General features: G+C 45.9%; 24 protein-coding genes. 11 read left to right on the top strand and 13 right to left on the bottom strand.

Going from position 1 to position 25,162, the window contains the following annotated elements:
* Nucleotides 1-108: 108 nt before the first annotated feature.
* From PEB0122_RS01195 to PEB0122_RS01170, 5 genes are all read right to left on the bottom strand, one after another.
* Nucleotides 109-1,464 carry a hypothetical protein gene (locus PEB0122_RS01195; RefSeq protein WP_075915270.1) on the bottom strand — a complete coding sequence of 452 codons (1,356 nt, stop codon included), beginning with the start codon at nucleotides 1,462-1,464 and terminating at the stop codon, nucleotides 109-111.
* Nucleotides 1,465-1,712: 248 nt separating this feature from the next.
* The gene (locus PEB0122_RS01190; RefSeq protein ID WP_075869646.1) at nucleotides 1,713-2,198 is read right to left on the bottom strand and encodes a hypothetical protein; all 486 of its coding nucleotides are present in this window, start codon (nucleotides 2,196-2,198) and stop codon (nucleotides 1,713-1,715) included.
* A 34-nt stretch (nucleotides 2,199-2,232) separates the two neighbouring features.
* Complete coding sequence (locus PEB0122_RS01185; RefSeq protein WP_075869647.1) at nucleotides 2,233-2,619, bottom strand: hypothetical protein; 387 nt, start codon at nucleotides 2,617-2,619, stop codon at nucleotides 2,233-2,235.
* A gap of 861 nt (nucleotides 2,620-3,480) precedes the next feature.
* Complete coding sequence (locus PEB0122_RS01175; protein ID WP_075869938.1) at nucleotides 3,481-3,729, bottom strand: BQ00720 family protein; 249 nt, start codon at nucleotides 3,727-3,729, stop codon at nucleotides 3,481-3,483.
* 17 nt (nucleotides 3,730-3,746) lie between these two features.
* A complete protein-coding gene (locus PEB0122_RS01170; RefSeq protein ID WP_075869649.1) occupies nucleotides 3,747-4,175 on the bottom strand; it encodes an Hsp20 family protein in 429 nt (142 codons plus the stop codon).
* Between the two features lie 115 nt (nucleotides 4,176-4,290).
* On the opposite strand from PEB0122_RS01170, the gene nth reads away from it, so the two are divergent.
* The 10 genes from nth to glpK all read left to right on the top strand — a co-directional run bounded on the left by nth (nucleotide 4,291) and on the right by glpK (nucleotide 16,265).
* Nucleotides 4,291-5,031, top strand: a complete 741-nt coding sequence (nth, locus tag PEB0122_RS01165) for an endonuclease III (protein WP_075915268.1) — start codon at nucleotides 4,291-4,293, stop codon at nucleotides 5,029-5,031.
* A 232-nt stretch (nucleotides 5,032-5,263) separates the two neighbouring features.
* Complete coding sequence (locus PEB0122_RS01160; RefSeq protein ID WP_075915267.1) at nucleotides 5,264-6,316, top strand: bifunctional transcriptional activator/DNA repair enzyme AdaA; 1,053 nt, start codon at nucleotides 5,264-5,266, stop codon at nucleotides 6,314-6,316.
* A 137-nt stretch (nucleotides 6,317-6,453) separates the two neighbouring features.
* Complete coding sequence (gene rpmI, locus PEB0122_RS01155; protein ID WP_075869939.1) at nucleotides 6,454-6,657, top strand: 50S ribosomal protein L35; 204 nt, start codon at nucleotides 6,454-6,456, stop codon at nucleotides 6,655-6,657.
* Between the two features lie 26 nt (nucleotides 6,658-6,683).
* The gene (gene rplT / locus PEB0122_RS01150; RefSeq protein WP_075869652.1) at nucleotides 6,684-7,085 is read left to right on the top strand and encodes a 50S ribosomal protein L20; all 402 of its coding nucleotides are present in this window, start codon (nucleotides 6,684-6,686) and stop codon (nucleotides 7,083-7,085) included.
* 85 nt (nucleotides 7,086-7,170) lie between these two features.
* The gene (locus PEB0122_RS01145; protein WP_083650163.1) at nucleotides 7,171-7,992 is read left to right on the top strand and encodes a BUD32 family EKC/KEOPS complex subunit; all 822 of its coding nucleotides are present in this window, start codon (nucleotides 7,171-7,173) and stop codon (nucleotides 7,990-7,992) included.
* Between the two features lie 15 nt (nucleotides 7,993-8,007).
* A complete protein-coding gene (gene pheS, locus PEB0122_RS01140) occupies nucleotides 8,008-9,093 on the top strand; it encodes a phenylalanine--tRNA ligase subunit alpha (protein ID WP_075915266.1) in 1,086 nt (361 codons plus the stop codon).
* A gap of 42 nt (nucleotides 9,094-9,135) precedes the next feature.
* Nucleotides 9,136-11,550 (top strand): phenylalanine--tRNA ligase subunit beta, encoded by a 2,415-nt coding sequence (pheT, locus tag PEB0122_RS01135; RefSeq protein ID WP_075915265.1) that lies wholly within the window; start codon nucleotides 9,136-9,138, stop codon nucleotides 11,548-11,550.
* 853 nt (nucleotides 11,551-12,403) lie between these two features.
* A complete protein-coding gene (gene glpD, locus PEB0122_RS01125; RefSeq protein WP_075869655.1) occupies nucleotides 12,404-13,906 on the top strand; it encodes a glycerol-3-phosphate dehydrogenase in 1,503 nt (500 codons plus the stop codon).
* A 56-nt stretch (nucleotides 13,907-13,962) separates the two neighbouring features.
* Nucleotides 13,963-14,724 carry an MIP/aquaporin family protein gene (locus tag PEB0122_RS01120; RefSeq protein ID WP_075869656.1) on the top strand — a complete coding sequence of 254 codons (762 nt, stop codon included), beginning with the start codon at nucleotides 13,963-13,965 and terminating at the stop codon, nucleotides 14,722-14,724.
* A 32-nt stretch (nucleotides 14,725-14,756) separates the two neighbouring features.
* Nucleotides 14,757-16,265 (top strand): glycerol kinase GlpK, encoded by a 1,509-nt coding sequence (gene glpK, locus PEB0122_RS01115; protein ID WP_075869657.1) that lies wholly within the window; start codon nucleotides 14,757-14,759, stop codon nucleotides 16,263-16,265.
* A 105-nt stretch (nucleotides 16,266-16,370) separates the two neighbouring features.
* Here the strand turns inward: glpK and PEB0122_RS01110 are convergent, their stop codons facing one another.
* The 8 genes from PEB0122_RS01110 to PEB0122_RS01075 form a co-directional block, all read right to left on the bottom strand.
* The gene (locus PEB0122_RS01110) at nucleotides 16,371-16,652 is read right to left on the bottom strand and encodes a hypothetical protein (RefSeq protein WP_075869658.1); all 282 of its coding nucleotides are present in this window, start codon (nucleotides 16,650-16,652) and stop codon (nucleotides 16,371-16,373) included.
* Between the two features lie 461 nt (nucleotides 16,653-17,113).
* Complete coding sequence (locus PEB0122_RS01105; RefSeq protein WP_075915263.1) at nucleotides 17,114-18,133, bottom strand: complex I NDUFA9 subunit family protein; 1,020 nt, start codon at nucleotides 18,131-18,133, stop codon at nucleotides 17,114-17,116.
* A 115-nt stretch (nucleotides 18,134-18,248) separates the two neighbouring features.
* Entirely contained in the window at nucleotides 18,249-19,568 is a 1,320-nt protein-coding gene (locus tag PEB0122_RS01100; RefSeq protein ID WP_075915262.1) for a bifunctional folylpolyglutamate synthase/dihydrofolate synthase, read from the bottom strand.
* 6 nt (nucleotides 19,569-19,574) lie between these two features.
* Nucleotides 19,575-20,471, bottom strand: coding sequence for an acetyl-CoA carboxylase, carboxyltransferase subunit beta (gene accD, locus PEB0122_RS01095; RefSeq protein WP_075915261.1), 897 nt, complete (start codon nucleotides 20,469-20,471; stop codon nucleotides 19,575-19,577).
* A 38-nt stretch (nucleotides 20,472-20,509) separates the two neighbouring features.
* Complete coding sequence (gene trpA / locus PEB0122_RS01090) at nucleotides 20,510-21,340, bottom strand: tryptophan synthase subunit alpha (RefSeq protein WP_075915260.1); 831 nt, start codon at nucleotides 21,338-21,340, stop codon at nucleotides 20,510-20,512.
* Nucleotides 21,341-21,356: 16 nt separating this feature from the next.
* Complete coding sequence (gene trpB, locus PEB0122_RS01085) at nucleotides 21,357-22,523, bottom strand: tryptophan synthase subunit beta (protein ID WP_083639792.1); 1,167 nt, start codon at nucleotides 22,521-22,523, stop codon at nucleotides 21,357-21,359.
* A 64-nt stretch (nucleotides 22,524-22,587) separates the two neighbouring features.
* Complete coding sequence (locus PEB0122_RS01080; protein ID WP_075913642.1) at nucleotides 22,588-23,238, bottom strand: phosphoribosylanthranilate isomerase; 651 nt, start codon at nucleotides 23,236-23,238, stop codon at nucleotides 22,588-22,590.
* Nucleotides 23,239-23,297: 59 nt separating this feature from the next.
* Nucleotides 23,298-24,011 (bottom strand): sulfate transporter family protein, encoded by a 714-nt coding sequence (locus tag PEB0122_RS01075; RefSeq protein ID WP_075869664.1) that lies wholly within the window; start codon nucleotides 24,009-24,011, stop codon nucleotides 23,298-23,300.
* Between the two features lie 112 nt (nucleotides 24,012-24,123).
* Here PEB0122_RS01075 and PEB0122_RS01070 point away from each other — a divergent pair, with 112 nt between their 5' ends.
* The gene (locus PEB0122_RS01070; protein WP_075869665.1) at nucleotides 24,124-25,128 is read left to right on the top strand and encodes an adenosine kinase; all 1,005 of its coding nucleotides are present in this window, start codon (nucleotides 24,124-24,126) and stop codon (nucleotides 25,126-25,128) included.
* Nucleotides 25,129-25,162 lie beyond the last annotated feature (34 nt).

Below are 25,162 nucleotides of genomic sequence, written 5' to 3'. Positions count from 1 at the left end.
CTTACAAAAATTAGGCTGACAGCCGAACAGAATGGAAATATAGATAGAGGGAATACAATATCAGGCCTCTTCAAGTCTCCGGTGCCTTCGATACAATTACGTAAATTTTCAAGTTTTCCCTGAATTCACAATAACTTGTTTGCAAAGACTTGCAATGTAGAATCCGAATGCTGCACAAGGGGCAAGAAGCAGCATTGACCAGCCGATTGAATTGAAAACGAGGCCGAAGTTGACGCCCAGATAGCTTATTGGCAGAAATAGGCTGCAAAGGGCACAAATAAATGCCGCAAGAAAGATAGAAACGAAGTCTATCTGGCGTTTCAGGAACGCAACAATTGCAACAAAACCGCCGAAAATAAGGCCTGCATTAAGATAGGCAAGCGAAAGACTGGCGGTAAAAAACGAAGCAGGCGGAAAGGAAAAGAGCAATGCCCGCCATAGGATCGTTCCCGATTGCCATAGGGGGGGTGCAGAAATAAAAAAGATAATGAACAGAAAAAGTGCAAAAAAGAACCGGCTTCCATGGTGGAAACGAGGCGATGGCCGAATAATTTTTTGAAAACGTTTCCCGTTAAATGGCACCCCCAGCAAATATAGTAGCCCGCCGGCAATTAGAGAAAGGCTGATAGCGGTCAAAAGATAAACAGCCAGAACATAAAGTCCGGTGAGCTGCCAATCCGATTTCGATACAAAAATACTATCAACAATCCAGAAAACCAGAGAGATGGCGATTGTTATGCTAAAAAGCCAGCGCCAGGAGAGGGAACCTTGAAGGCGCAGCCTGCGCACGCCACAGAAAACGGTAAGGCTCACAAGCATGAGGCCGGCGGTGTTTATTTCTCCGGAGATTGTACCGCGCGCTCCAAGATAGCTCAAACTATCACCCACCATGATCCATAATGTGATGATGATATAAAGTACCGGACCGTAAATTGCGTAGACGATTGCAAATTTCATGCCATCAACAAGCCGAGGCCTTTCCATTTCCTTGTAACGCAATGTAAGGCCGCTCAAGTTCAGAATGATAAAGAATAAGAAACCGGCAAAAATCCATGCAATCGTCCAATAAAGGAATGCTTCATTCTGGATGCCCACACTGGCAAAAAGTGTAGGAAACAGAAATTTGAAAGCACGAATGGAACCGTCGAACAAAAGTGCCATCAAGACCGAGGTTATCAACGTAAATCGCAGGGAAATACTTCCCCAGCTCGCGCTTCTCGCCGCTAATATAAAAGCGATAAGACAGGCGGTTATAAAACTTGGCAGATAGATCTGAAAAGGTCGGAAGAAAGCAATGGTCAATGAAAAGCCGAATGTTTTAAACCATCCGCCGAACAGGAGAAAAAAGAAAGACCATGCTGTAGGCAGAATGATAATCCCGGCAACAAAGACAAGCACAGCTTGGAGAAAGCGCGCTAGCAAAAAACCGACGGGGCGTACTGTTATGTCGGCATTTTTACTCATGAGAAAAAATATCCTTTATTCTCGAATATAGATAGCTGTCACAGCATAGTTTTAACGTGGAGCCAATCACGTTTTTTGCTTAATAAACGAAAGCGCGGTTTTTCCGGACCTTCAGACCTTTAGAATATTATTTTAATAATGTTTCGCTCGCGCTTGCTTTACAGTTTTTTAAAACATACAGGTTTTTCAGGTTTTAAAAGATAGGTATCGATCTGTTTCGAGAAGTATTTTGCTCCGACCGCCGGACATCAATCATTGACCGGTTTATCAAGTCTGAAACCGGTTGCAAGAATCCAGCAAACCCATCCTACAAAGATCCATTGGATGAAGCCGTAGGAAAGGCCGCGAAGAATATTTTCACTTGTCATATGTTCCATATAGGGGCGTGACATGATGAGATAGAATATTTCTACACATAGACTGACAAGAATTGTGCGCCAGATAGATGTTGAAAGTGAAAGCCCCAGTCCACGTGAGGGGGGAAGAGAACAAAATACACCGCTTAAAAACACCGAAGGCATGTAATAGGAATAACCGGATAAAAATCTTGGACGCACTTCGTTACCGAAAACATCAAAAATCTCTACGAGCAGATTTGTGCCGCCTACCCAATGATGAAGGAGGTATACTCCGACAATCGTCTGGACGGCTGGCCCAAGCAACAGAAAAATTGTAATAACGCCAAAGCCACGCATCGGGTAGCTATAAAGAGTTGATTTATTATGGTCTGTCATAATGCTCACAAGTCATCGAGTTGTTAGATGACTTTTAAGTTTTCATTTCCGCGTGTGCAAGCCAATAAATATAATAGACCATATAGGCAAGCCAGATTGGTACAATGATATAAAGAAATGGCGTCAGTAGCACGTAAACGAGAATTGAATTGAGCGGTAATGTAACACGCGCAAGATTAAGATAGAAAGCAACTCCGATTGCCCCCATCAGATAAATAGCCCCCGAATAGGACATCACAAATACTATTGGTAATCTTTTTAACTGATAAAGGTAGACTGTAGGAAAAATCGAAAAAATGGCAGCTTCCAGCAGATTTTCCGCAAGATAGAATAATATAGCCGCGATACTACTGAAATTTTCCATCATATCGAGAATGAAACGGTCATTGAAAAAACGTGAATATAAAAAATAGTTTGTCATGCAACGACAAACGCATAATCCGAAACCCCCGACCACAGTAAAAATAAGAAAAGCTATAACTGCCTGTTTTCGCAAAACGACCCCCTCGTCACGATCTTGCTTATAGGAAGAATTTTACACCTTGCTATAAGCAGATAAATCGTATTTTTAACGTTTTTCATGATAGCTGTTCTTCTATAAGGTAGAAAAATTTTTACTACATTAAGTGAAAAGCGCTAGAAACTTCCTCAATATTAACCGCTTAACGCAAATATTAAAAGAGAAAAATCCTCCTTGCCAAGTAGAAAAACATTTTGATGAGCGGGTTTTAAAAACGGTAGAAAAGAGAATATTTTTTATAATATATGAGGATATATCGAGGTTAATTATTATAAAACAATATAATATTGTTTATATTTATACAATAAATTTAAAAATATATATAACAATTATAATAATATTAACAAATAAATAAATTATATTAATTATAATTATTGTTACATTTAAAATGTAACTCTGAAATTAAAAAAAGTTTATAGATAAATATATATTACCTATTGGAGATACGATTTCCCCTTTTAAAGGCTTTATCAAGATGTCTTTTGCTTCATCTTAAACGTGTAATTTAAGGGGAGGGTAGCGTTAAACAACCAGATTAAGACCTGCAACGATTGCAATAGAAGTCATGAAACCTCATAAATACGATAGGCAAATCTCATTGAACTGGGAGACGATTTTCTATCTGCTCCTGAACAAACAACGAAAAAATCGGGCACAATTCTTTCAAAATTTATGGCAACATACAAATGTTGACAAAACTTCAGAATAGTCCCGATTCCGATCATTTAGCTTGAAAAAAATAAACGTTTTTCAACGAACGTTTTATTGCAAGGTAACCGTTTTCAATTCCTGATCGTTTGCTCCTTCCAGAGCCTTGGCGCGAACATCGGAAAGGATAATCGGCTCACCGCCAGCCCCGAACAAAGCCCATAAAGAGATGCCGGGTGTCATTGGTGGCATATTCGGAAATTTTTTACTTAATTCATCGGTACGAATTTTGCGCAGATAGGCGAGTTCGCCCTCACCGAGCAAAGCAAATTCCTGCATGGACAAAGATTTTTCGTTTTTCATTTTCTTCTCCTGTCGCATTACTCGTCGTCTATGGCACTGATCGTAATGCGTTTGACGCGCTTCTCGGGAGCCGGTCTTTCAAGATCTATCGAAAGCAAGCCGTTCTTAAGCTCTGCAGCCCCTACCTTTATTCCATCTGCCAGCACAAAAGCCCGCTGGAATTGGCGTGAGGCAATACCCCTATGCAGATATTCGAATTCCTCATCGTCAGCTTGCCGACCGCGAATAATAAGCTGATTATCCTCAACCGTAACATCAAGGTCTTCCGGCGTGAAACCGGCGACTGCCAATGTAATTCGCAGTCGTTCATTTGGTTCCTCACCAGACAAACGCACAATGTTATAAGGAGGATAACCATCGCCCGATTTATTCAAACGGTCGAGCGTTTTTTCCATTGTTTCGAAGCCTAACAGCAACGGGTTGGAAAAAGGTGTCATGCGTGTCATAAGGTAGTCCTCTTCGAAGCGACTATTGAACAGAAAACCCGTTTTGGCATTTTCTGCTTTTAGCTGTTATATGGAAATTTCAAGATTGAAGTTCAAGACAGGTTTTTAAAAGGTAATGACGGATGTGAAGGCCAAAAGGTCGAAAGTCGGGAAAATAGCGGGAACTGCCTATACAGCTGACGAAATCGAAGAAATTTTTCGTCGTTTTTCGGTTCAGCGACCAAATCCGAGAAGCGATCTTGTTTACGAAAGTCCATTCACTTTGCTTGTGGCAGTGGTTTTGTCGGCACAAGCGACCGACGCAAGCGTGAACAAAGCAACAAAACCGCTTTTTGCTGTTGCCGATACGCCCGCGAAGATGGCCGCTCTCGGAGAAGAAGGCATTGCAGGTTATATCCGTACGATTGGCCTGTGGCGGGCAAAAGCCAAAAATGTCTATGCGCTTTCCAAAATATTGAACGAAAAATATGCCGGTAAAGTGCCTGATACCAGAGAAGCTCTGATGGCACTTCCAGGTGTCGGGCGCAAAACTGCAAATGTTGTGCTTAATGTTGCTTTCAACCAGCCGACTATGGCGGTTGACACCCATATTTTCCGGTTTTGTAACCGGATAGAACTGGCACCGGGAAAAACGCCTGAAGAGGTTGAAAAGAAACTTGTCAAAATAATACCCGAAAAATATATGGCTCACGCCCATCACTGGTTGATTTTACATGGTCGTTACATCTGTAAAGCCCGTAAACCGGATTGTGTGCATTGTATTATTGCCGATATTTGCAAGGCAGCTATTAAAACAAGTTCTATTCCCGCACCTCTTGTCGAAGTGAAAGGCAATGGTGCGCCGGTTCCGGTTTAACAGTCAAAAGATTAATCCTGTTTGCGGCAATCCGGATAGCCAATGACATTTCCGGATAGCCAATGACATTAAAGACAAAAATTATACATTATCGGATTAGTCGGAGCGGAATCGTTGGAACTGCCCGGTGAAATAACAGACAGGCTTGGCCGGTTTTGGGGGCTAAATTTTATAAAAATGTGTGCCCGATTTCCGGCGCACAATTGCTTTTTTTTGGCTTATATAAACTTTCATGACACTTCTAACCAATAATACAGACCAGCTTTATGAAGCTCTGATCAATCGGGATCGCTCCTATGACGGGCATGTCTTTGTTTGCGTGACAACGACGGGCATTTTTTGTCGGCTATCGTGTCCGGCGCGAAAACCCAAGCGGGAAAACGTATTTTTCTGTGACAGTGCTGCGGCATGTCTCGAACAGGGCTATCGGCCTTGCCAGAAATGCCATCCGCTGGAAGCAGGTGGCCACGTTGATCCGCTTTTTCGTAATTTAATGGCGAGACTGGATGAAAAACCCGATCATATATGGTCGGAAGACGATATTGTACGGATGGGGTTTGACCCTTCCACAGTGCGGCGCGTTTTTAAACGCCAAATAGGCATGACGTTTCTCGAATTGGCGCGCTTGAAAAGAGCAAGCCGGGGGGCTGTGCTGCTTTCTCACGGACAACCGGTAATCGAAGCACAACTTTCCGCCGGCTACGATTCGGGCAGCGGCTTTCGTGAAGCAATTCTTAAGCTCATCGGTCACCCACCGAAAGCAATAAAAAATCGCAATCTTCTAAAAGCGGCGTGGATTGAAGCACCGATAGGTGAAATGCTTGCCGTCAGTGACCAACATGTCTTGCATCTTTTGGAGTTTTTCGACCGCAAGGGGCTGTTGACAGAACTCAAGAAATTGCAATCCGCGACCCGCTCTTCCATCAGTTTTGAAAGAACAGCGGTAATTGACAAGGTAGAAGCCGAGTTGGCCGATTATTATCAAGGGAAAAGCTGCCATTTTGAAACACCGCTTGCCAAAGTTGCTGGTGGCTTTGCCCCCCTTGTCTGGGAGGCTTTGCGCCAAATACCGGCAGGGGAGACACGCTCTTACAGTGAATTGGCGCGGAGATTGGATAGACCTACAGCTATGCGGGCGGTGGCACGTGCAAACGGGCAAAACCAGATTGCAATCATCATTCCCTGTCATCGGGTGATTGGTGCGGATGGTTCGCTTACCGGTTATGGTGGCGGTTTATGGCGTAAAGACTGGCTTTTGCGCCATGAAAAAAAGTATTTTGCATAAAAGTCTGCTTGCTATTTGTGAGGCTCTGTTTTATGAGAACCCAGTTCAAGCCGTCCGGCAGGGCATGCCGTGACGACTTTTATGCTTGTTCGTGCTTTGGTCAGTACGAACATCAATCACAACAATGGAGAAGCAAAATGCCCAAAATGAAGACCAAATCGGCTGCCAAAAAGCGGTTCAAAATTACCGCTACAGGCAAAATCAAGGCAGCTGCCGCAGGCAAGCAGCATGGCATGATCAAACGTTCCAACCAGTTTTTGCGTGATGCACGTGGCACCATGGTTCTTGGTGCACCTGACGCCAAGAAAATCATCAAAAACTATTTGCCGAACGGCCTTTAAAAGTTAGCTCTTAAGGAGATTATGACATGGCACGCGTAAAACGCGGCGTAACTGCACACGCCAAACACAAAAAAGTTATCAAACTTGCTGAAGGTTTTTACGGACGTCGTAAAAATACAATCCGTACAGCCAAAGCTGCTGTCGACCGTTCACGGCAATATGCCTATCGCGATCGCAAAAATCGCAAGCGCAGTTTCCGCGCATTGTGGATCCAGCGTATCAATGCTGCTGTCCGTCTTGAGGGCTTGACTTATGGTCGTTTCATCGATGGTCTTGCCAAGGCAGGAATCGAGATTGACCGCAAGGTTCTTTCAGATATTGCTATTCATGAGCCTGCAACATTCTCCAAGCTTGTTGCTTCGGCAAAAAAGGCGTTGGAATATTTGAAGAAAACCACACCGAATGCTTTTGAAGGCGCCGTCAAGTAAGCCGGTCGCGTTCCTTTAAAAACAGAACATTCTTTCGGAACCCGCACTGGTTGAAGCCGGTTGCGGGTTTTTGTTTTGAGGCGTTATGAGCGAGATAAATTCTTTCATATCCGAGCCATTGAGCGATTCTGACAAGAAGCTTTTTCATTCTTGTGAAGGGAAGCGCATTGCCAGCGTCATGCGCGAGGGCAAAAAGGTCTGGATCAAGCGGCAGGGAATTGAAAAGCGCCCATGGGGCAAGCGGCTTCATGACCGTTTATCTTTTTTATTACCGGCTGCATTTATGAAATCTTCGCCATTGCGTGATCCCCTTGCCATGAACGAGCAGGAAATACGTAAAATCGAAAAATTCAGCAAAGCAGGTATAGCAGTTCCCGAAATTCTTGCCGTCGATGGACCGGCTTTGATGATTTCCGATGTTGGTCAAACTGTACAAAAACGCCTTGATTTTTTAAAAAAGACAGATGTTCACGAACATGAAAAGTTACTGGTTCAATGCGGTGAAGCTTTAGGAAAAGTGCATCACGCCGGACTTGTCCACGGCAGGCCTCATCCCCGTGATATGTTTATGGCAGGAAACGAGCTCGGTTTTTTCGATTTCGAGGAAGAGCCGGAAGCAGTGATGCCAATTCCCACAGCCCAGGCGCGTGATGCGTGGTTATTATTTTTTCAAGTGTCGGCGCAATCACTTGAAAAAAACAAAACCGATAATGCCGCTTTTGATGCATGGAAAAAGCAAGTTTCACCGGAGACCTTGAAACAGCTTGAAAAAATTGTCCGGTTTTTTTCTATTTTTATCACTCCGTTAAAATTGGCACGGTTTATTTACCTTGGTGGTGATGGCAAACGTATGTTAAGCGCTATGGAGTTTCTTTCTTCCAATTTGAAAAACAGGCATCCAATTTAAAGAACAGGCAAAGACATGAACGATATTGACAGTCTGGAAAAAGAAATCTGTGTGGCAATTGAAGCTGCACAAGACGAGCAGGCACTGGAAGCAGTGCGTGTCAGCGCCCTTGGAAAAAAGGGCAGTGTTTCGGAAAAGCTCAAAAGCCTCGGTGGCATGAGCGCTGAAGAGCGCCAAAAAGCCGGACCGGTGATAAACGGTTTGAAAAATCGGGTTCTGGAGCTTTTGGGCGAAAAACGCAAGGCACTGAAGCGTGCGGCGACTGAAGCGCGTCTTAAAAATGAAACAGTTGACGTTACATTGCCTGTGCGTCCATCTCCGGAAGCCCGCGGGCGCATCCATCCGATTGCACAAGTGATTGACGAGATCACCGCAATTTATGCTGATATGGGCTTTTCCATTGCCGAAGGGCCGGATATCGAAACCGATTATTATAACTTTACCGCCCTCAACTTTCCTGAAGGCCACCCCGCCCGCGAGATGCATGATACGTTCTTTTTTAATCCGGACGAGAAAGGCGAAAGGCGACTTTTGCGCACGCATACATCGCCCGTTCAGGTTCGTACGATGGAAAAGCAAAAACCGCCAATCCGCATTATCATTCCGGGAAAAACCTATCGTATGGATTCGGATGCCACCCATTCACCGATGTTCCATCAGGTAGAAGGACTGGTTGTCGATAAAAAATCGACCATTGCCAATATTATGTGGGTACATGAAGAATTCTGTAAGGCATTTTTTGAAGTTCCTTCATTGAAGATGCGTTTTCGCCCTTCGTTCTTTCCGTTTACCGAACCGTCGATGGAAGTGGATATCCAGTGTGATCGCTCCGGTACAGAAGTAAAATTCGGCGAGGGCAATGACTGGCTCGAAATATTGGGCTGCGGCATGGTGCACCCGAATGTGTTGAAAAACGTCGGTTTTGATCCGGATGAATATCAGGGTTTTGCTTGGGGCATGGGGATCGATCGTATCGCGATGTTGAAATACGGCATGCCCGATTTGCGTGCATTTTTTGATGCCGACATACGCTGGATCGAACATTATGGTTTCCGTCCGCTTGATGTGCCAACGCTTTTTGGCGGTCTCAGCAATTCATAAACTCACACCCGCGTCTTGCGTTTTGAAAAGAGGTTTTGAACAATGAAATTTACTTTGTCCTGGTTGAAGGATCATCTGGAGACAGACGCATCGCTCGGCGAGATTTGTGATCGGCTTACCGATATAGGCCTCGAGGTTGATAGCGTCGATGACCGCAAAAGCTTTGATGTTTTTGTAATTGCCAAAGTTTTGACAGCCAAAAAACATCCCGATTCGGATCATTTACAGATTTTGACTGTTGATACCGGCGGGGATAAACCCATTCAGGTGGTTTGTGGTGCTCCTAATGCGAAGGCCGGATTGATCGGGGTTTTTGCCCCTCCGGGCGCTTATATTCCGGGGCTTGATGTTACTTTGTCAGTCGGTAAAATCCGTGGTGTCGAAAGTTTCGGCATGATGTGCTCCGAACGCGAGCTTGAACTTTCAAATGAACATAACGGCATTATCGAACTTGGCTCCGATGCACCCGTAGGCAAAGCGTTTGCTGCCTATTGTGGTCTTAATGATCCGCTCATTGATGTCGGCCTCACGCCGAACCGTCCTGATTGTACGGGTGTCTATGGCATTGCCCGTGATCTTGCAGCAAGCGGCATTGGAAAGTTGAAGCCGCTTGAAGTTCCTTCTATTTCCGGCGAAGGAGAGCCGTCGGTAACCGTGTCGCTTGATTTTGGTGATACGGCGCCTTTATGTCTCGGCTTTTCATGGCGTGAAATTCGTGATATCAACAATGTCCAGTCGCCGAAATGGATACAACGCCGCCTTAATGCAATCGGCTTGCGTCCAATCAATGCACTTGTCGACATGACCAATTATATTACGGTTGATCTCGGGCGTCCGCTCCATGTTTTCGATGCCGATAAGGTAAAAGGAAAACTCACCGTCCGTCGTGGGCGCAAGGGTGATAAACTTCTTGCCCTTAACGGCAAGGAATATGAATTGGGACCGGATAATTGCGTCATTTCCGATGATAATGGTGTCCAGTCCATTGGTGGCATAATGGGTGGGGAAGCAACAGGATGCGATGAAAACACGAAAAATGTTATCATTGAATCGGCATTGTGGGATCCACGCAATGTCGCAGCAACGGGGCGCTCGCTCAGTATTGTTTCGGATGCACGTTATCGTTTTGAACGCGGTGTCGATCCGGAATTTATGGAACCGGGACTGGCCTTTGCCACCGAAATGGCAATGAAACTTTGTGGTGGCAAGCCTTCAAAAGCCCATACAATCGGGACGAAGAGTGTCGAACAAAAGGTGATCCGCTTCCCGTTTGCCGAAATCAAGCGTTTGACCGGTCTGGAATTAAGCCGTGAAGCGGCAACAATCATATTGCAACATTTAGGCTTTGTTGTTGAAGGCAAAGGCGATGTTGTCACGGTGAAAGTACCAACATGGCGTCCTGATATTGATGGTAAGGCCGATCTCGTCGAAGAGGTTATGCGTATCCATGGTTTGAACAATATCAAGCCGGAACCTTTGGAACGGCCATCTTCTGTGAGCGGCCAAATTCTTACCACAATACAGATCAGGCAGCGCTCTGCACGTCGTGCTCTGGCTTGTCGTGGCTTGATGGAAGCAATCACATGGTCTTTCATTTCGGAAAAACAGGCCAAGGCATTTGGCGGCGGCAGGCCCGAACTCAAACTTTTGAACCCGATTGCTGCCGATATGTCGGATATGCGTCCTTCACTGCTTCCGGGATTGATTGCGGCTGCCCAACGCAATGCCGATCGTGGCTTTCCCGATCTCGGCCTATTTGAAATTTCGGCAACATTCGAAGGTAATACACCCGAGACACAAAGACGTGTCGCCGGCGGTATCCGCCGTGGTACTTACAAGCTTGATGGTTCGGGGCGTTTTTGGGCCGGTTCTGCCAAACCTGTCGATGTTTTTGATGCCAAGGCCGATGCACTTTGCGTGCTCGATGCTTGCGGGCTTGACGCTTCAAAGGTGCAGATAGAAACTGGCGCTCCAGAGTGGTATCATCCGGGACGTTCGGGCGTTATCAAATTGGGGCCGAAAATTATTCTTGGTACCTTTGGTGAATTCCACCCCGATGTTCTCGAGGAACTTGATGTAACAGGACCATTGTGCGGTTTTGAAGTCTATATCGACCGTATTCCCGAACCACGCAAGAAGGCAACCAAAACACGCCCGCCTTTGGTTCTGTCGCCATACCAGATGATACGGCGCGATTTTGCTTTTGTCATGGATAAATCTGTCAATGCTGCCACGGTCATTCGTGCGGCAAGCGGAGCCGATAAAAAGCTTATCCAGTCTGTCGAGATATTCGATGTCTTCGAGGGTGCAAGTCTTGGAGAAGATAAGAAATCGATTGCGATCGAAGTAGCAATCCAGCCCCATGAACGCACTTTGACTGACGAAGATATCGAAGCTCTGGCGAAAAAAATTATCGATAATGTTGCAAAATCGACCGGAGCAACATTGCGCCAATAGTCTTTCCTGATCTCGAGTGTCGAGAGAAGAGTTTAGAAAATGATTAAGGGGCGAAGCTGATTTGCCCCTTTATTTTTTAAAACCATTGTCAAAACGCGGCGACAATTTAAATCCGATATTTTCGGCCTTGAGCGACCAATTTTCCGATTATGAAAAATTGCCGGCCATTCGGCTTTATTCAAAAACAATCAGACACCGGATATTTCTGTTTTAGCAAAAAAGTTTTGAATGCATTACGAAAAACACGAAGCGTCGCACCCACTTGCGCAGTTGTCCGACAAAAAAGAATTGAACGGGTTCTTGTGGTTGTTCACTTCTGCTAATCGAATACAGGAATGTCAGCAACATTGGTAGATAATACGGTGGCACGATAATTGTCGTCTCTATCTTTTGATATCGGGTAAGCTCGTCGGAGGTCTGGGCTATTTTTGAAAAACGTGGAAGTGTTTTCGAATTTTTGAAAAACCGAAAAGGGAATAAAAATTCCACTTCAAGATTAGTTTTGCGTGCGTGCCATTTAAGGGGGGACAAAACGTTCGACACCGAAAAATTTCGAGGCATCAAGGCATGTTTTTATAAACTTTGTCGGCTTTCGAGTCTCAACGACAAGCGAAAGTAATTTATTGTACAATTTTAAATTGTTCTGTTTTAAAACACATCATCTTGAGTTAAACCAATAGTTGAAAAATAACGCGTATACGGCATTATATTTTCGTTTTTTGATTTCAATCAGAAATCAATTTCTTTGAGACACGGAGATTTGGTGATTTTTTTTGCTTTACGGTTGACATTTGTTTTCTTCCATATTCTATCCTTAGAATAACGAAAACCATCCTTGTCGAAAGTCGGTTAAATGAAAAACGAAAAACACTATGATCTTTTTGTTATAGGTGGTGGCGTCAACGGTTGTGGTGTCGCCCGCGATGCTGTTGGCCGTGGCTATTCCGTCGGTCTGGCAGAAATGAATGACCTTGCGTCGGGCACCTCCAGTGCTTCTACCAAACTCATTCATGGTGGCTTGCGCTATCTTGAGCAATATGCCTTCCGTCTTGTGAGAGAAGCATTGATGGAACGCGAGGTGATCTGGCACATGGCACCTCATCTTGTTCGTCCTTTGCGCTTTATATTGCCTTATAATAAAGGATTGCGCCCTGCATGGATGCTGCGTTTGGGGTTATTCATTTACGATCATCTTGGAAGCCGTCATCAGGAATTGTGGCGCACCAAGGTTCTTGATCTTACCAAAGAGTATAGCGAATCCCTGAAGCCGGGTTTTGTCAAAGGTTTCGAATATTCCGATGCCCGCGTGGATGATGCACGTTTAGTTGTTGCCAATGCCCGCCATGCGGCAAGACTTGGTGCGGATATTATGGTGCGCACCGAAGTTGTTTCGCTCAAAGCCGATGGCAAGAAATGGAAAATCGGCCTTAAAAACAAATTGAATGGTGAAGAGTGGACAGTTACTGCCGATTATCTGGCAAATATGGCGGGTCCATGGATTAATCACGTCTTGCAGGATGCTTTGGGCTTTAAAGGGCATCCGCCGGTTCGTCTGGTTAAAGGATCGCACATCGTTGTACCAAAACTTTATCAACATGACCGAGCTTTTATTTTCCAGAACAAGGATGGCCGGATTGTTTTTGCTATTCCTTATCAGGAAGATTTCACGCTGATTGGAACAACCGATTGCGATTACAAAGGCGATCCGGCGAAGGTTCATATCAGCGACGAAGAGATTGATTATATCTGTTCGGCAGCAAGTGAATATTTCACCAAGCCTGTTTTGCGTGAATCCATCGTTTGGGCTTATTCGGGTGTTCGCCCACTTTATGACGATGGTGCTTCAAAAGCGCAGGAAGCAACGCGCGATTATGTTTTGAAAGAAATGCGGGAAAATGATGGTCCGATAATGCTGAATGCATTTGGCGGCAAAATTACCACTTTCCGTAAATTGTCGGAAGACGCCCTCGTCTTCATCGAAAAAGCTTTGGGTAAGCGCAAACCTGCATGGACTGCCAGTGTCAGCCTGCCAGGTGGCGATTTTCCGCACGATTCGCTTTCTGTCATGGAAGCAAGAGTTGCCAGCATTTTGCCGGATCTCGATGCAAAAACCCATCGCCGTCTGGCAAGAAATTATGGCACAGAAGCCCTGGAAATTTTTGATAATGGCAAAAAGGACAAGGGGCAACATTTTGGCCACGGCCTTTATGAGGCCGAGGTTCAATGGATGATGCGTGAAGAATGGGCAAAGGATGTCGACGATGTCTTGTGGCGTCGCTCGAAACTTGGCCTCTATTTCAATGACGAAGAAAAAGAAGCTTTAAGACAATACCTTGAAAAACATAAAACCGTCTAAAGGGTTCGCCGTCTACTGAAGTAAAGCGGGTCAGGCAGCAAACCACTGGAGGAAACATGTCTGATGTGAATACTTTACGTGATGAATGCGTTGCGGAATTCGCCGGTACATTTTTATTTCTGGCCCTCGGTATGGGGTGCGTTGCAGGATTGAAATTGGCCGGCGCCGCTTACGGACAATGGGAAATAAGCATTATCTGGGGGTTGGCTGTTGCACTTGCAGCCTATCTGACCGGAGGCGTCTCTGGGGCTCACCTCAATCCTTCGGTCACTTTTGCATTGGCTTTCTTTGGAAATTTTCCAAAACAAAAAATATTACCTTACATCATTTCACAATTCCTGGGTGCGTTTGTCGCAGCCGCCGTTGTCTATGGACTGTATTATAATCTCTTCTCGGCAAAAACACTTGATACAGCCGGTGTTTTTACAACTTTTCCAAATCCCCACATCACTCTCTCACAAGCATTTATGACAGAATTTTTTATCACAGCTGTTCTGGTGGCGGTGATCTTAGGATTGAGTGATGATGGCAATGGTTTGCCGCGTGGTGCCTTGGTCGCATTTCTTGTCGGTATACTGGTTGCTGTGCTTGGTGGTGCTTTTGGCCCGCTGACGGGATTTGCAATGAATGCGGCACGTGATTTCGGGCCTCGCCTTTTTGCTTATTTCGCCGGTTGGGGGAATAGCGTCATGACGGGAAATAGGGATATTCCGTATTTTCTCATTCCGCTTATCGCTCCGGTCATCGGGGGATGTGTCGGTGCTGCCTTCTATACGAAACTGATCGGCGAGCCTCTTGCCCGCAGACAATTGAAATAATTGGTCATATTCCCAGAAAATAGGAGGCTTTTATGGCCGAAAAGAAATACATTGTCGCATTCGATCAGGGCACAACAAGTTCGCGCACTCTGGTGCTTGATCACGACGCAAATATCGTCAGTGTTGCCCAACGTGAATTTACCCAGATATATCCTCGCCCCGGTTGGGTCGAACATGACGCTCGCGAGATATGGGCGACACAAAGCTCGACCTTGACAGAAGCTTTGGCCAAAGCCGGCATCAGCTCGGATGAAATTGCAGCAATCGGAATTACCAATCAGCGTGAAACGACCGTTGTTTGGGAAAAAGCAACCGGAAAACCGGTTTATAATGCGATTGTCTGGCAGTGTCGGCGTACCACAGACATTTGTGCAAGACTGAAAAAAGAAGGGCTCGAGGATTATATCCGGGAAAATACCGGCCTTGTCATCGACCCTTATTTCTCGGGAACAAAAATTGCATGGATACTCGAAAATGTGGAAGGTGCACGGCAAAAAGCCGATAATGGCGAATTGCTCTTCGGCACGATTGATACATGGCTCATCTGGAATATGACGCAGGGGCGCGTTCACGTTACCGAATATACCAATGCGTCGCGTACTATGCTCTTCAATATTCATAAACTGGACTGGGATGAAACGATGCTCAAAGCATTGAACATTCCCCGCTCCATGTTGCCGGAGGTTAAAGCATCTTCCGAGATTTATGGACAAACCAATATTGGTGGGCGCGGTGGTACACGTATCCCCATTGCAGGGGCAGCCGGCGACCAGCAGGCAGCCTTGTTCGGTCATATCTGCGTTGAAGAGGGGCAGGCCAAAAACACTTATGGAACCGGTTGTTTTATGTTGATGAATACCGGCAAAAAAGCCGTAAAATCGACCCATGGCCTGGTGACAACGCTTTGCTGTGATGCAAAAGGCAAACCTGCTTATGCTTTGGAAGGATCGATCTTTGTGGCGGGCGCTGCTATCCAGTGGCTTCGTGATGAACTGAAGTTTTTTACCGATTCCGAAGATTCGGAATATTTTGCCGAAAAAGTAGGAACTTCGAATGGCGTTTATGTCGTGCCGGCGTTTACCGGCCTTGGCGCGCCTTATTGGGATCCCTTTGCCCGTGGGGCCATTTTGGGATTGACAAGGGGCGTCAACCGCAACCATATTACCCGTGCAACGCTGGAATCGATTGCCTATCAAACCAAGGATGTCCTCACCGCCATGTTGGCAGATGCACAGACAGATCTTAAGACATTGCGTGTTGATGGCGGCGCTGTTGCCAATAATTTTCTTATGCAGTTCCAATCCGATATTTTGCAAAAGCCGGTTGAGCGCCCGCAAATATTGGAGGTGACAGCATATGGTTCGGCTTATCTTGCCGGACTTGCCGTGGGCTATTGGTCGAGTTTGGATGAATTGCGAAAGGTCGCAACAGTTGAACGTGTCTTCAAGCCTTCCAAAGATGTGGCAAAACAGGAAAAACGCTATGCCGGTTGGCGAAAAGCTGTCGAACGCGCATGTTCCTGGGATTCAGTGCTTGAATAAAACAGATCGGTTCACTGACAAAGCTGCTTAAAAGACCGGAAAACTTTATAAAAAGAAAGGCACGTAAAATTTTTACGCGCCTTTCAAAATCAAACAAAATCAAATTTATTTGCAACGTGCTTCGAATACTTTGCCGTTACGATCGCGATAATGGCAGTAACGGACGTGATTCTTGGTGCGTGAATAACCGATCAGGCCACCAGCAACGGCACCGACAGCAGCACCGGCGGCAACAGCTTTGCCACCGTGACCGAATGCAGCGCCACCCAAAGCACCAAGAGCAGCACCACCGGCACCCCACTTGGCAACTGTTTTTTCATTCTGCGTACAAGCAACTGTCGAGAATGCGAACATCAAAACGATAAATAATGAACACAATTTTTTCATGGTCTAACTCCAGAACCCTCAATGTGTGTCTATATAGCACAGTCTAAATCGCGCCGCTCTAAAAATAGTTAATAGTGTGTTAAAAATCGTCAAAGATTTTGCAGATATGCAACAGATGGGCGAATAGGAGCAAGTTAGGAAGAAAAAGACAAAAACTGGCGAACAATTTTTTCAACTAGAACAATAAAAACTTCCCTTGTGCGGAATTTTATAAAATGGTGCAAGGTCAAAAAGCAGGGCAGTTCAACGAATGGCGTCAAAATATCCATTAAGAAGAGTAGCTTATTGAAACGACAGAACTGGTATTATTGAAATAACGGAACAAGTATTATTGAAACGATAGAAAGCCTATCATTTAAAAAAATTTTCAAATTCTAAGCGAATAGATAATGCAAAATAACGGGCGCTACTTTGACTGGCGCCCGTTTTATTAGCAAATTCCAAACAGAAAAAGTCTGTCTTCAGATTTTTACATCTTTTCTGTAATTTTTCGTGTTTTTTGCAAATTGGCCGTGAGGGCGGAAGCGCCATAGATAGGAAGGCAAAACAGCTTCCATTGCTCTTGGTGTAATGCCGACGCCATCCAATGTACGCCCTTCGAGCTTTGCTTCTTCAGAAACAATGCAGTCTTTTTTGAGCATTTTAATCTGCTCGGACGTTGTAACGGTCGGGATCATCGGAATTTTTCCGAGTAAACCGAAAATACCGCCAATGAAACTGCCGAGTGCAAAAGGTACAGAAACCAGCGCTTTTTTCCGCATGATAACTTTGAGCATTTCTTCGACAGTATGCCGATAGGTTATCACCTCTTTACCGCCGAGCTCATAAACCTTGCCTGTTGGAATATGCCCTTCAATTGTGGCAACGATGAATTTGGCAATATCACCAACGTAGACCGGCTGAAGCTTTGTCTCGCCGCCACCAAACATCGGCAGCATCCAGGTAAAGCGCGACATATCGGCAAGTTTATTGAAGAAAGAATCTTCCTGACCGAAAATAACCGATGGGCGCATGATAATGGCATCTTTATGGGCTTTCTGAACGGCTTGTTCGCCCAATGCTTTGGTTTTCAGATAGGGAAGGCTGGAATTGATATCGGCATTCAAAGCTGACATGTGAATGAGAGGAATGCCTGCACTTTGTGCAAGTTCGGCAACATTTTTAGCGCCTTCAACCTGCACGTTGTTGTAATTATTTTTGCCTTGTGAATAAAGGAGACCTGGCAAAAACACGGCTGCATCGGCATCAATTAAAGCACGTGCAACCGATTCACGATTGCGCACATTGGTTTTGACCATCTGGGTTTGGCCAACTTCGCCAATTTGCAGCATATAATAGGCAATTTCCGGACGGCGCACAGCAATACGAACCCGATAGCCGCGTTTGGTCAATGTTTCGACGACATGGCGGCCGACGAACCCCGAGCCGCCGAAAACGGTAATAAGCTTCGGGTATTGATAAAGTTCGGTACTGAGCGTCATGGGATGCACTCCTTAAAAATCGTCACCTTTATTGTTATAAGGTTTAGCTTGTTTTGGCCCGAACGCAAGTCTTTTGAACTATTCTCATTAAATGTTGAAGAGATTGGCAATCGTTTTATTCCGGTGGTGTCCCATTTTTCTTCAAAAAGTCACCGGCCATATAAAGGGAACCTGCAACAAGAATGGTTCTTTGAGGCGCAAGTGCTGAAATTTTTTGGAAAGCGTCTTCAATAGATGTCGTTGTTTCCGCCTCCAAACCGGCCGAACCGACAACTTTTGCCAATTCTTGAGGCGCTACACCGCTATCACTTGATAAGACCGGTACGGTGTAGACCTTATCGACAAGACCTTCGAGCTCTTTGAAATAGTGGAAGGAATCCTTTGTGTTGATCATACCGGCAACCATGGTTACCGGTCCCATTCTTTTTTCTTTCCAATGCCTAATTTCTTGCGCAATGACTTTCGCGCCTGCCGGATTATGCCCGCCGTCGAGAAAAACGGTCATCGTTTTTGGCAAAGAATTAATGAGCTTGCCGGCTTTGATGCGCTGCATTCGCGCAGGCCAGACAATAGTTTGCATGGCTTTGGCAATATTCTGATCGGTCAATTTGAAACCGGCATGGAGAACAGCTTCAATTGCGCTCGCTGCATTACTGATTTGATGGTCGCCACGGAGCGAAGGAAGTGGAAGTTCTTTAAGTCCGGCTTCGTTTTGAAAAACCATTTGCCCATGATCGTTATAGGCCTGAAAATCCTGACCATAAAGGACGAAAGGCGCATGGCGTTTTTGCGCGATGGTTGTCAGAACATCGATAGCACCATCGCTTTCCTGCTTGCCGATAACAAGGGGAGCACCTTCCTTGATAATACCCCCCTTTTCGAAAGCGATTTTTTCAACTGTATTGCCGAGTAGAGCAACATGATCGAGCGATATCGGCATAATAAGCGAAACTGCCGGTTTCTTGATGACGTTGGTTGCGTCGAAACGTCCACCTAATCCGACTTCAAGTATGACAGCATCGGCCGGATGTTCGGAAAAAAGAACAAAGGCAACAGCCGTCAACAGTTCGAAAACGGTAATCGGCTCATTCTGATTGGCTTTCGTTACCCGTTCTATTGCATCGGCGAGAGTGTCATCATCAACAAATTTGCCACCACCTTTTTTACCCAACCGATAGCGCTCGTTCCAATGAACAAGATGGGGTGACGTATGGACATGAACACTATATCCCGCGCTTTCAAGAAGCGCACGACAAGTTGCCGCCGCTGACCCTTTTCCGTTGGTGCCCGCAATATGGATAATCGGCGGCAATTTCAAATGCGGATTGCCAAGATTTTCCAAAAGCCGCGAGATACGGTCGAGCGAAAGGTCGAAGCCCTTCGGATAGCGCTTGAGAAGGCTATTGATAAGCGTGTCTACCCGATTTTCGGTCATCTCTATTCAGGCGGCTTTACTACTATGATGTTTGCCCGAATGATGTTCAGGTGCAGGCAATTTCATCATCAGACGCAGAAGTTTTGCAATGGTCGATTTCAATTCAAGTCGCGAGACCACCATATCAACCATACCATGTTTGAGAAGATATTCCGCGCTCTGGAAACCTTCCGGCAGCTTTTCGCGTATGGTTTGTTCAATCACGCGAGGGCCGGCAAAACCGATCATTGCACCGGGTTCTGCTATATGAACATCACCAAGCATAGCATAGGAAGCTGTAACACCGCCTGTCGTCGGATTGGTCAAAACCACGATATAGGGAAGTTTTGCGTCCTTCATCATTTCGACAGCAACAGTCGTACGTGGCATTTGCATAAGCGAAAGTGTGCCTTCCTGCATACGGGCGCCACCCGAGGCTACGAAGAGTACCAAAGGACGTTTTTCCTGAATGGCAGTTTCGAAAGCCTTGATAATGGCCTCCCCTGCGGCCATGCCGAGAGAGCCACCCATAAAGGCAAAATCCTGCACAGTTGCAATGATAGGAATTCCTTCGATTGTGCCGCGTGCATTCATAATATCGTCATCGACGCCGAGTTTAGAGCGGTAGTCTTTCAGACGATCGATATAGCGCTTTTCATCACGGAATTTCAGCGGGTCGATAACAACTTTCGGATTTTCCAGAAGTTCATAAGCACCATCGTCAAAAAAATTTGCAAGACGGGCTTTTGCCGGTATGCGCATGTGGTAACCCGATGTCGGAACAACATACTGGTTATTTTCCAGATCTTTATGAAAAACCATTTCACCACTGGCGGGGTCTTTGACCCACAAATTTTCTGGCATCTCACGACGACCAAACATCGAGTTGATCTTCGGACGAACATAATTGGTAATCCAGTTCATCTATGTCACCTTATCCTGTTTGTTGGCTAAGCTTCAATTCAGCCTTGTCTGGCTTCTGATACACCTGCGCTCAATTGTTTTACAAGGTCGCTAGCCGCTTTTGCAGCATCACCTTTCGGGTGTCCATTCTTATCAAGAGTTGAAGCAATTGCATTAACAATTGCGCTTCCAACCACAACACCATCGGCAGCACGACCGATTTTTGCAGCTTGTTCTCTGGTCTTGATGCCAAAACCGACAGCAATCGGCAAAGACGTGTGTTTTTTAATATTTTTCACGGCTTTGGCAACAATATCGGTATCAGGCAAGGCTTGACCGGTGATGCCCGTCATCGAAACATAATAAACAAAGCCGGAAGTATTTTCCAGTACTTTCGGCAAGCGTTGGTCGTCGGTTGTCGGTGTCGCCAGACGAATGAAATTGATATCCGCTTTGACTGCGGGCAAGCAAAGTTCGTTATCCATTTCCGGCGGCAAATCAACGACAATCAGACCGTCGATATCAGCCTTTTTGGCATTAATCAAAAATTGGTCGACGCCATGGACATAGATCGGATTATAATATCCCATCAACACAATCGGCGTGGTCTGGTCGGTTTTGCGGAATTCACTAACGAGTTTCAGAGTCTTGTTGAGCGTCTGTCCGGCTTTAAGCGCGCGCAGACCTGCAGCCTGAATGGTCGGGCCATCCGCCATCGGGTCGGAAAATGGCATTCCGAGTTCTATAACATCGCTACCAGCTTTCGGGAGTGCTTTCATAATTTCTAGCGCGGTGTCAAAATCCGGGTCCCCGGCCATCATATAGGTTACAAGAGCCGGACGATTGTTATTCTTGGCTTTTTCAAATGTTTCTTTGATACGTGTTGTCATAGCCGCTCTCTCAAACTCACATATTCATGCCAAGAAGTGTTCCAACCGTGTGGACATCCTTGTCGCCACGACCGGAAAGATTGACAATGATAATTTGCTCTTTATCCATCTTAGGTGCTTCCTTGATGGCTTGTGCAACCGCATGCGAGGATTCGAGTGCCGGTATGATGCCTTCAAGGCGTGTCAAAAGCTGGAAGGCTTCCAATGCTTCTGTGTCAAGAATTGGCACATATTCAACGCGCCCTTTGTCTTTGAGCCACGAATGTTCCGGCCCGACACCGGGATAATCAAGGCCTGCCGAAATCGAATGGCCTTCGAGAATCTGGCCATCGTCATTCTGGATAAGATAAGTACGATTGCCGTGTAAAACTCCCGGGCTTCCGGCCGTCATAGAAGCGCAGTGCTCGTTGCCTTTCAGACCACGGCCACCTGCTTCAACGCCGATAATCCGTACTGTTTTATCGTCAAGGAAGGGGTAGAAGAGGCCAATCGAATTCGACCCGCCACCAACAGCAGCAATTAGCAGATCGGGAAGGCGCCCTTCGCGCTCGAGGATTTGTTCCCTTGCTTCTTTACCAATGACAGACTGGAAATCGCGAACCATTTCCGGATAGGGGTGCGGGCCTGCAGCAGTGCCGATAAGATAATAGGTATCGCGTACATTGCTTACCCAATCGCGCAAAGCTTCATTCATTGCGTCTTTCAATGTGCCGTTACCCGCTTTAACAGCGTTGACCTTGGCACCTAAAAGTTCCATGCGGAACACATTGGGCTTTTGCCGCTCGACATCGGTCGAGCCCATATAGACTACGCAAGGCAGGCCAAAGCGCGCGCAAACTGTAGCCGCAGCGACACCATGTTGTCCGGCGCCGGTTTCGGCAATGATACGGGTTTTGCCCATGCGCCGCGCAAGCAGAATTTGCCCCAGACAATTATTGATTTTATGGCTACCGGTGTGGTTCAGATCTTCCCGCTTCAAATAGATTTTTGCTCCACCGAGATGCTTGGTCAAACGTTCGGCGTAATAAAGTTTCGACGGACGGCCTGCATAATTGGTGGAAAGATTTTTCAGTTCGATATTGAAGGCGGGGTCATCTTTGGCCTCGTTATACGCTTTCTCCAATTCCAGAATAAGCGGCATCAGAGTTTCGGCAACAAAACGCCCACCATAAATGCCGAACATGCCCGCTTCATCTGGGCCTGTTTTAAAGGAATTGATTTCAGCCGACTTTTCCACGTCAGTCTCCTTAATTTTCAACGGCTTTTTTGACAGAATCAAAAAAACCTTCAATCAATTTTATGTCCTTAACACCGGGAGCACGTTCAACGCCACTTGAAATATCAAGAATGTCAGGGGAAGCTATTCTGATGGCTTCTCTAACATTTTGCGCGTTCAACCCACCCGAAAGCACGGTTTGACAGTCTTCGTCAAGCGTCTTTAAAAGCGACCAGTCGAAAGAAATTCCGTTCCCGCCAGGTAATTGTGAGCCTTCGGGAGCTTTGGCGTCAAATAAAAATATATCCACCAAACCACGATAGGCAGCGACCTCATTAAAATCCGATTGTTCACGAATAGAGAAGGCTTTGATAATCGGCAAACCATAAGTGGTTGCAAGCTGTTTCACGCGTTCGGGTGATTCATGGCCATGAAGCTGGAGAATATCGGGATGGACATTCGCGACGATTTTCGAAAGCATTTCATCATCGGCATCGACCGTGACAGCAACGAGTTTCACCGGCTTTTTGATGAGCGGGCGCAATTGTTTTGCTTCTTCAATCGAAAGATTGCGGGGGCTTTTGGGAAAAAAGATAAAGCCGATGTAATGCGCACCGTTGTCGATGGCAGCGTTTATTGCTTCAGGTGTTTTCAACCCGCATATTTTTATAAGAGGCTTCATAATCTCTTGTTGTCACAAAAGTAGGATAAAGTCGAGAAGATGTTGAAATTGTCCGTAATCTATCTCGACAATGCCTGTTTTTTTCGTGACAGGCTTTTGTGAAGATAAGTCATCATTGCGGCGGCAAAAAGCGGCGTCAACAAGTTGAGTACCGGTACAGAAACGAAAAGGGCAATGATGAGACCGCCACAAAATACATAAAGAGCATTCTGTTTATAGAATTGGTGGGCTTCAAGCTCGGTGCGATGGCGACAGGCCGCAAATTCGAAATATTCCCGCCCGAAAAGATAGCCATTGATTGCATAAAAAGCGACGAGATTGACGCCGGGGAAGAAATAGAGGATCAGGGCAATAATGTTACCGACAAGGCTCAAAACCAGAAATTTCAGCGAGATGACAAGCGAACGGCCGAGCGGCATTGCAACGCCTACCGGATCGTCGGGATAATCTGTTTTTTCGATAATTTCGGCTGCATCATCCATAAAATAACCGCCTATGAGTGATGTGATCGGTGCGATCAAAAGTGCCATAAGCAATGCAAGCCCTACTGAAAAGACAATGACGGCAACAAATCCGAGCCAACCCGCCCAATCGGGAAAATCAGGCATATATTGTTGTAAATATGGCCAAATATAATACAGGAATAATTCGCGCAAGCTGAACCACAAAATCGCCAACAAAAGCAGTGTTACGCCCAATGCTTTCCATAGCATTGAACGGTATGGCGGGGTGAAAAGGCGCGAAAAAGCGCGATAGGCTGCGTCAAAAATCATGGGGATATAGATAGAAAGCAGGCAAAAAGAAACAAGAGGGGCTTTAGCTCTCTGGTCTTTTGTGTTCTGAACGAGTAATGAGCGAGGGAGAATAAAATACGGAGAGAGCGAGATGGCACATTATGATGTTTTGGCAATCGGCAATGCTATTGTCGATGTAATTGCTCGTACTGATGAAGATTTTTTGGTCAATAACGGCATCATTAAAGGTGCGATGAATCTGATTGATGCTAAACGTGCCGAACTTCTCTATTCGCGCATGGGGCAGGCAGTCGAAACATCGGGCGGCAGTGCAAGCAATACAGCCGCCGCACTTGCCAATCTTGGCGGCAAAGCCGCTTTTATGGGAAAAGTTGCAGCCGATCATTTGGGACAGGTTTTTGCCCATGATCTTCGTGGACAAGGTGTTGTTTATGACACACGTCCTTTGCAAGGCGGTGCTCCGACCGCCCGTTGTATGATTTTCAACACGCCCGATGGCGAACGCTCGATGAATACCTATCTCGGAGCGTGTGTCGAATTCGGACCGGAAGACGTCGAGGCAACAAAAGTTGCTGACTCGAAAGTTATCTATTTTGAAGGTTATTTGTGGGATCCGCCGCGGGCAAAACAGGCTATGCGGCTTGCTGCAAAAATCGCTCATGAAAATGGAAACCGGATGGCCATTACTCTTTCTGATTCCTTCTGTGTTGACCGTTATCGGGATGAATTTCTGGAACTTATCCGCACCGGTACGGTCGATATCGTCTTTTCAAACGAATCGGAACTTCTTTCACTTTATGAAACATCTTCATTCGATATGGCCATTACAGCCATACGAAACGATGTTCGCGGCTTTGCCTGCGTAACGCGCAATGCCAATGGGTCTATTGTCACGTCGAGAGAAGAAACATTCACAGCCGGCATTTATCCGGTTGAACATGTGGTCGACCAGACCGGTGCCGGTGATGTTTATGCTGCCGGTTTTCTTTATGGTTATACCAACGGGATGTCGTTTATTGATAGTGCGCGTCTTGGTGCACTTTGTGCCAGCGCCATCATCCAGCAAACCGGCCCTCGTGCGCAGTTTTCATTGAGAGATTTTGCAACGCAAGCAGGCCTGATCCAAGCCGGATAAGTTGAATTACACTTATTTAAACGATGAGGTTTCA

Origin of the sequence: Ditibartonella apis (genome assembly GCF_001952075.1) — a bacterium.
Classification (GTDB): domain Bacteria; phylum Pseudomonadota; class Alphaproteobacteria; order Rhizobiales; family Rhizobiaceae; genus Bartonella; species Bartonella apis.
Note: the sequence above shows the minus strand (reverse complement) of the source record. Positions and strands in the feature narration are given on the sequence as shown.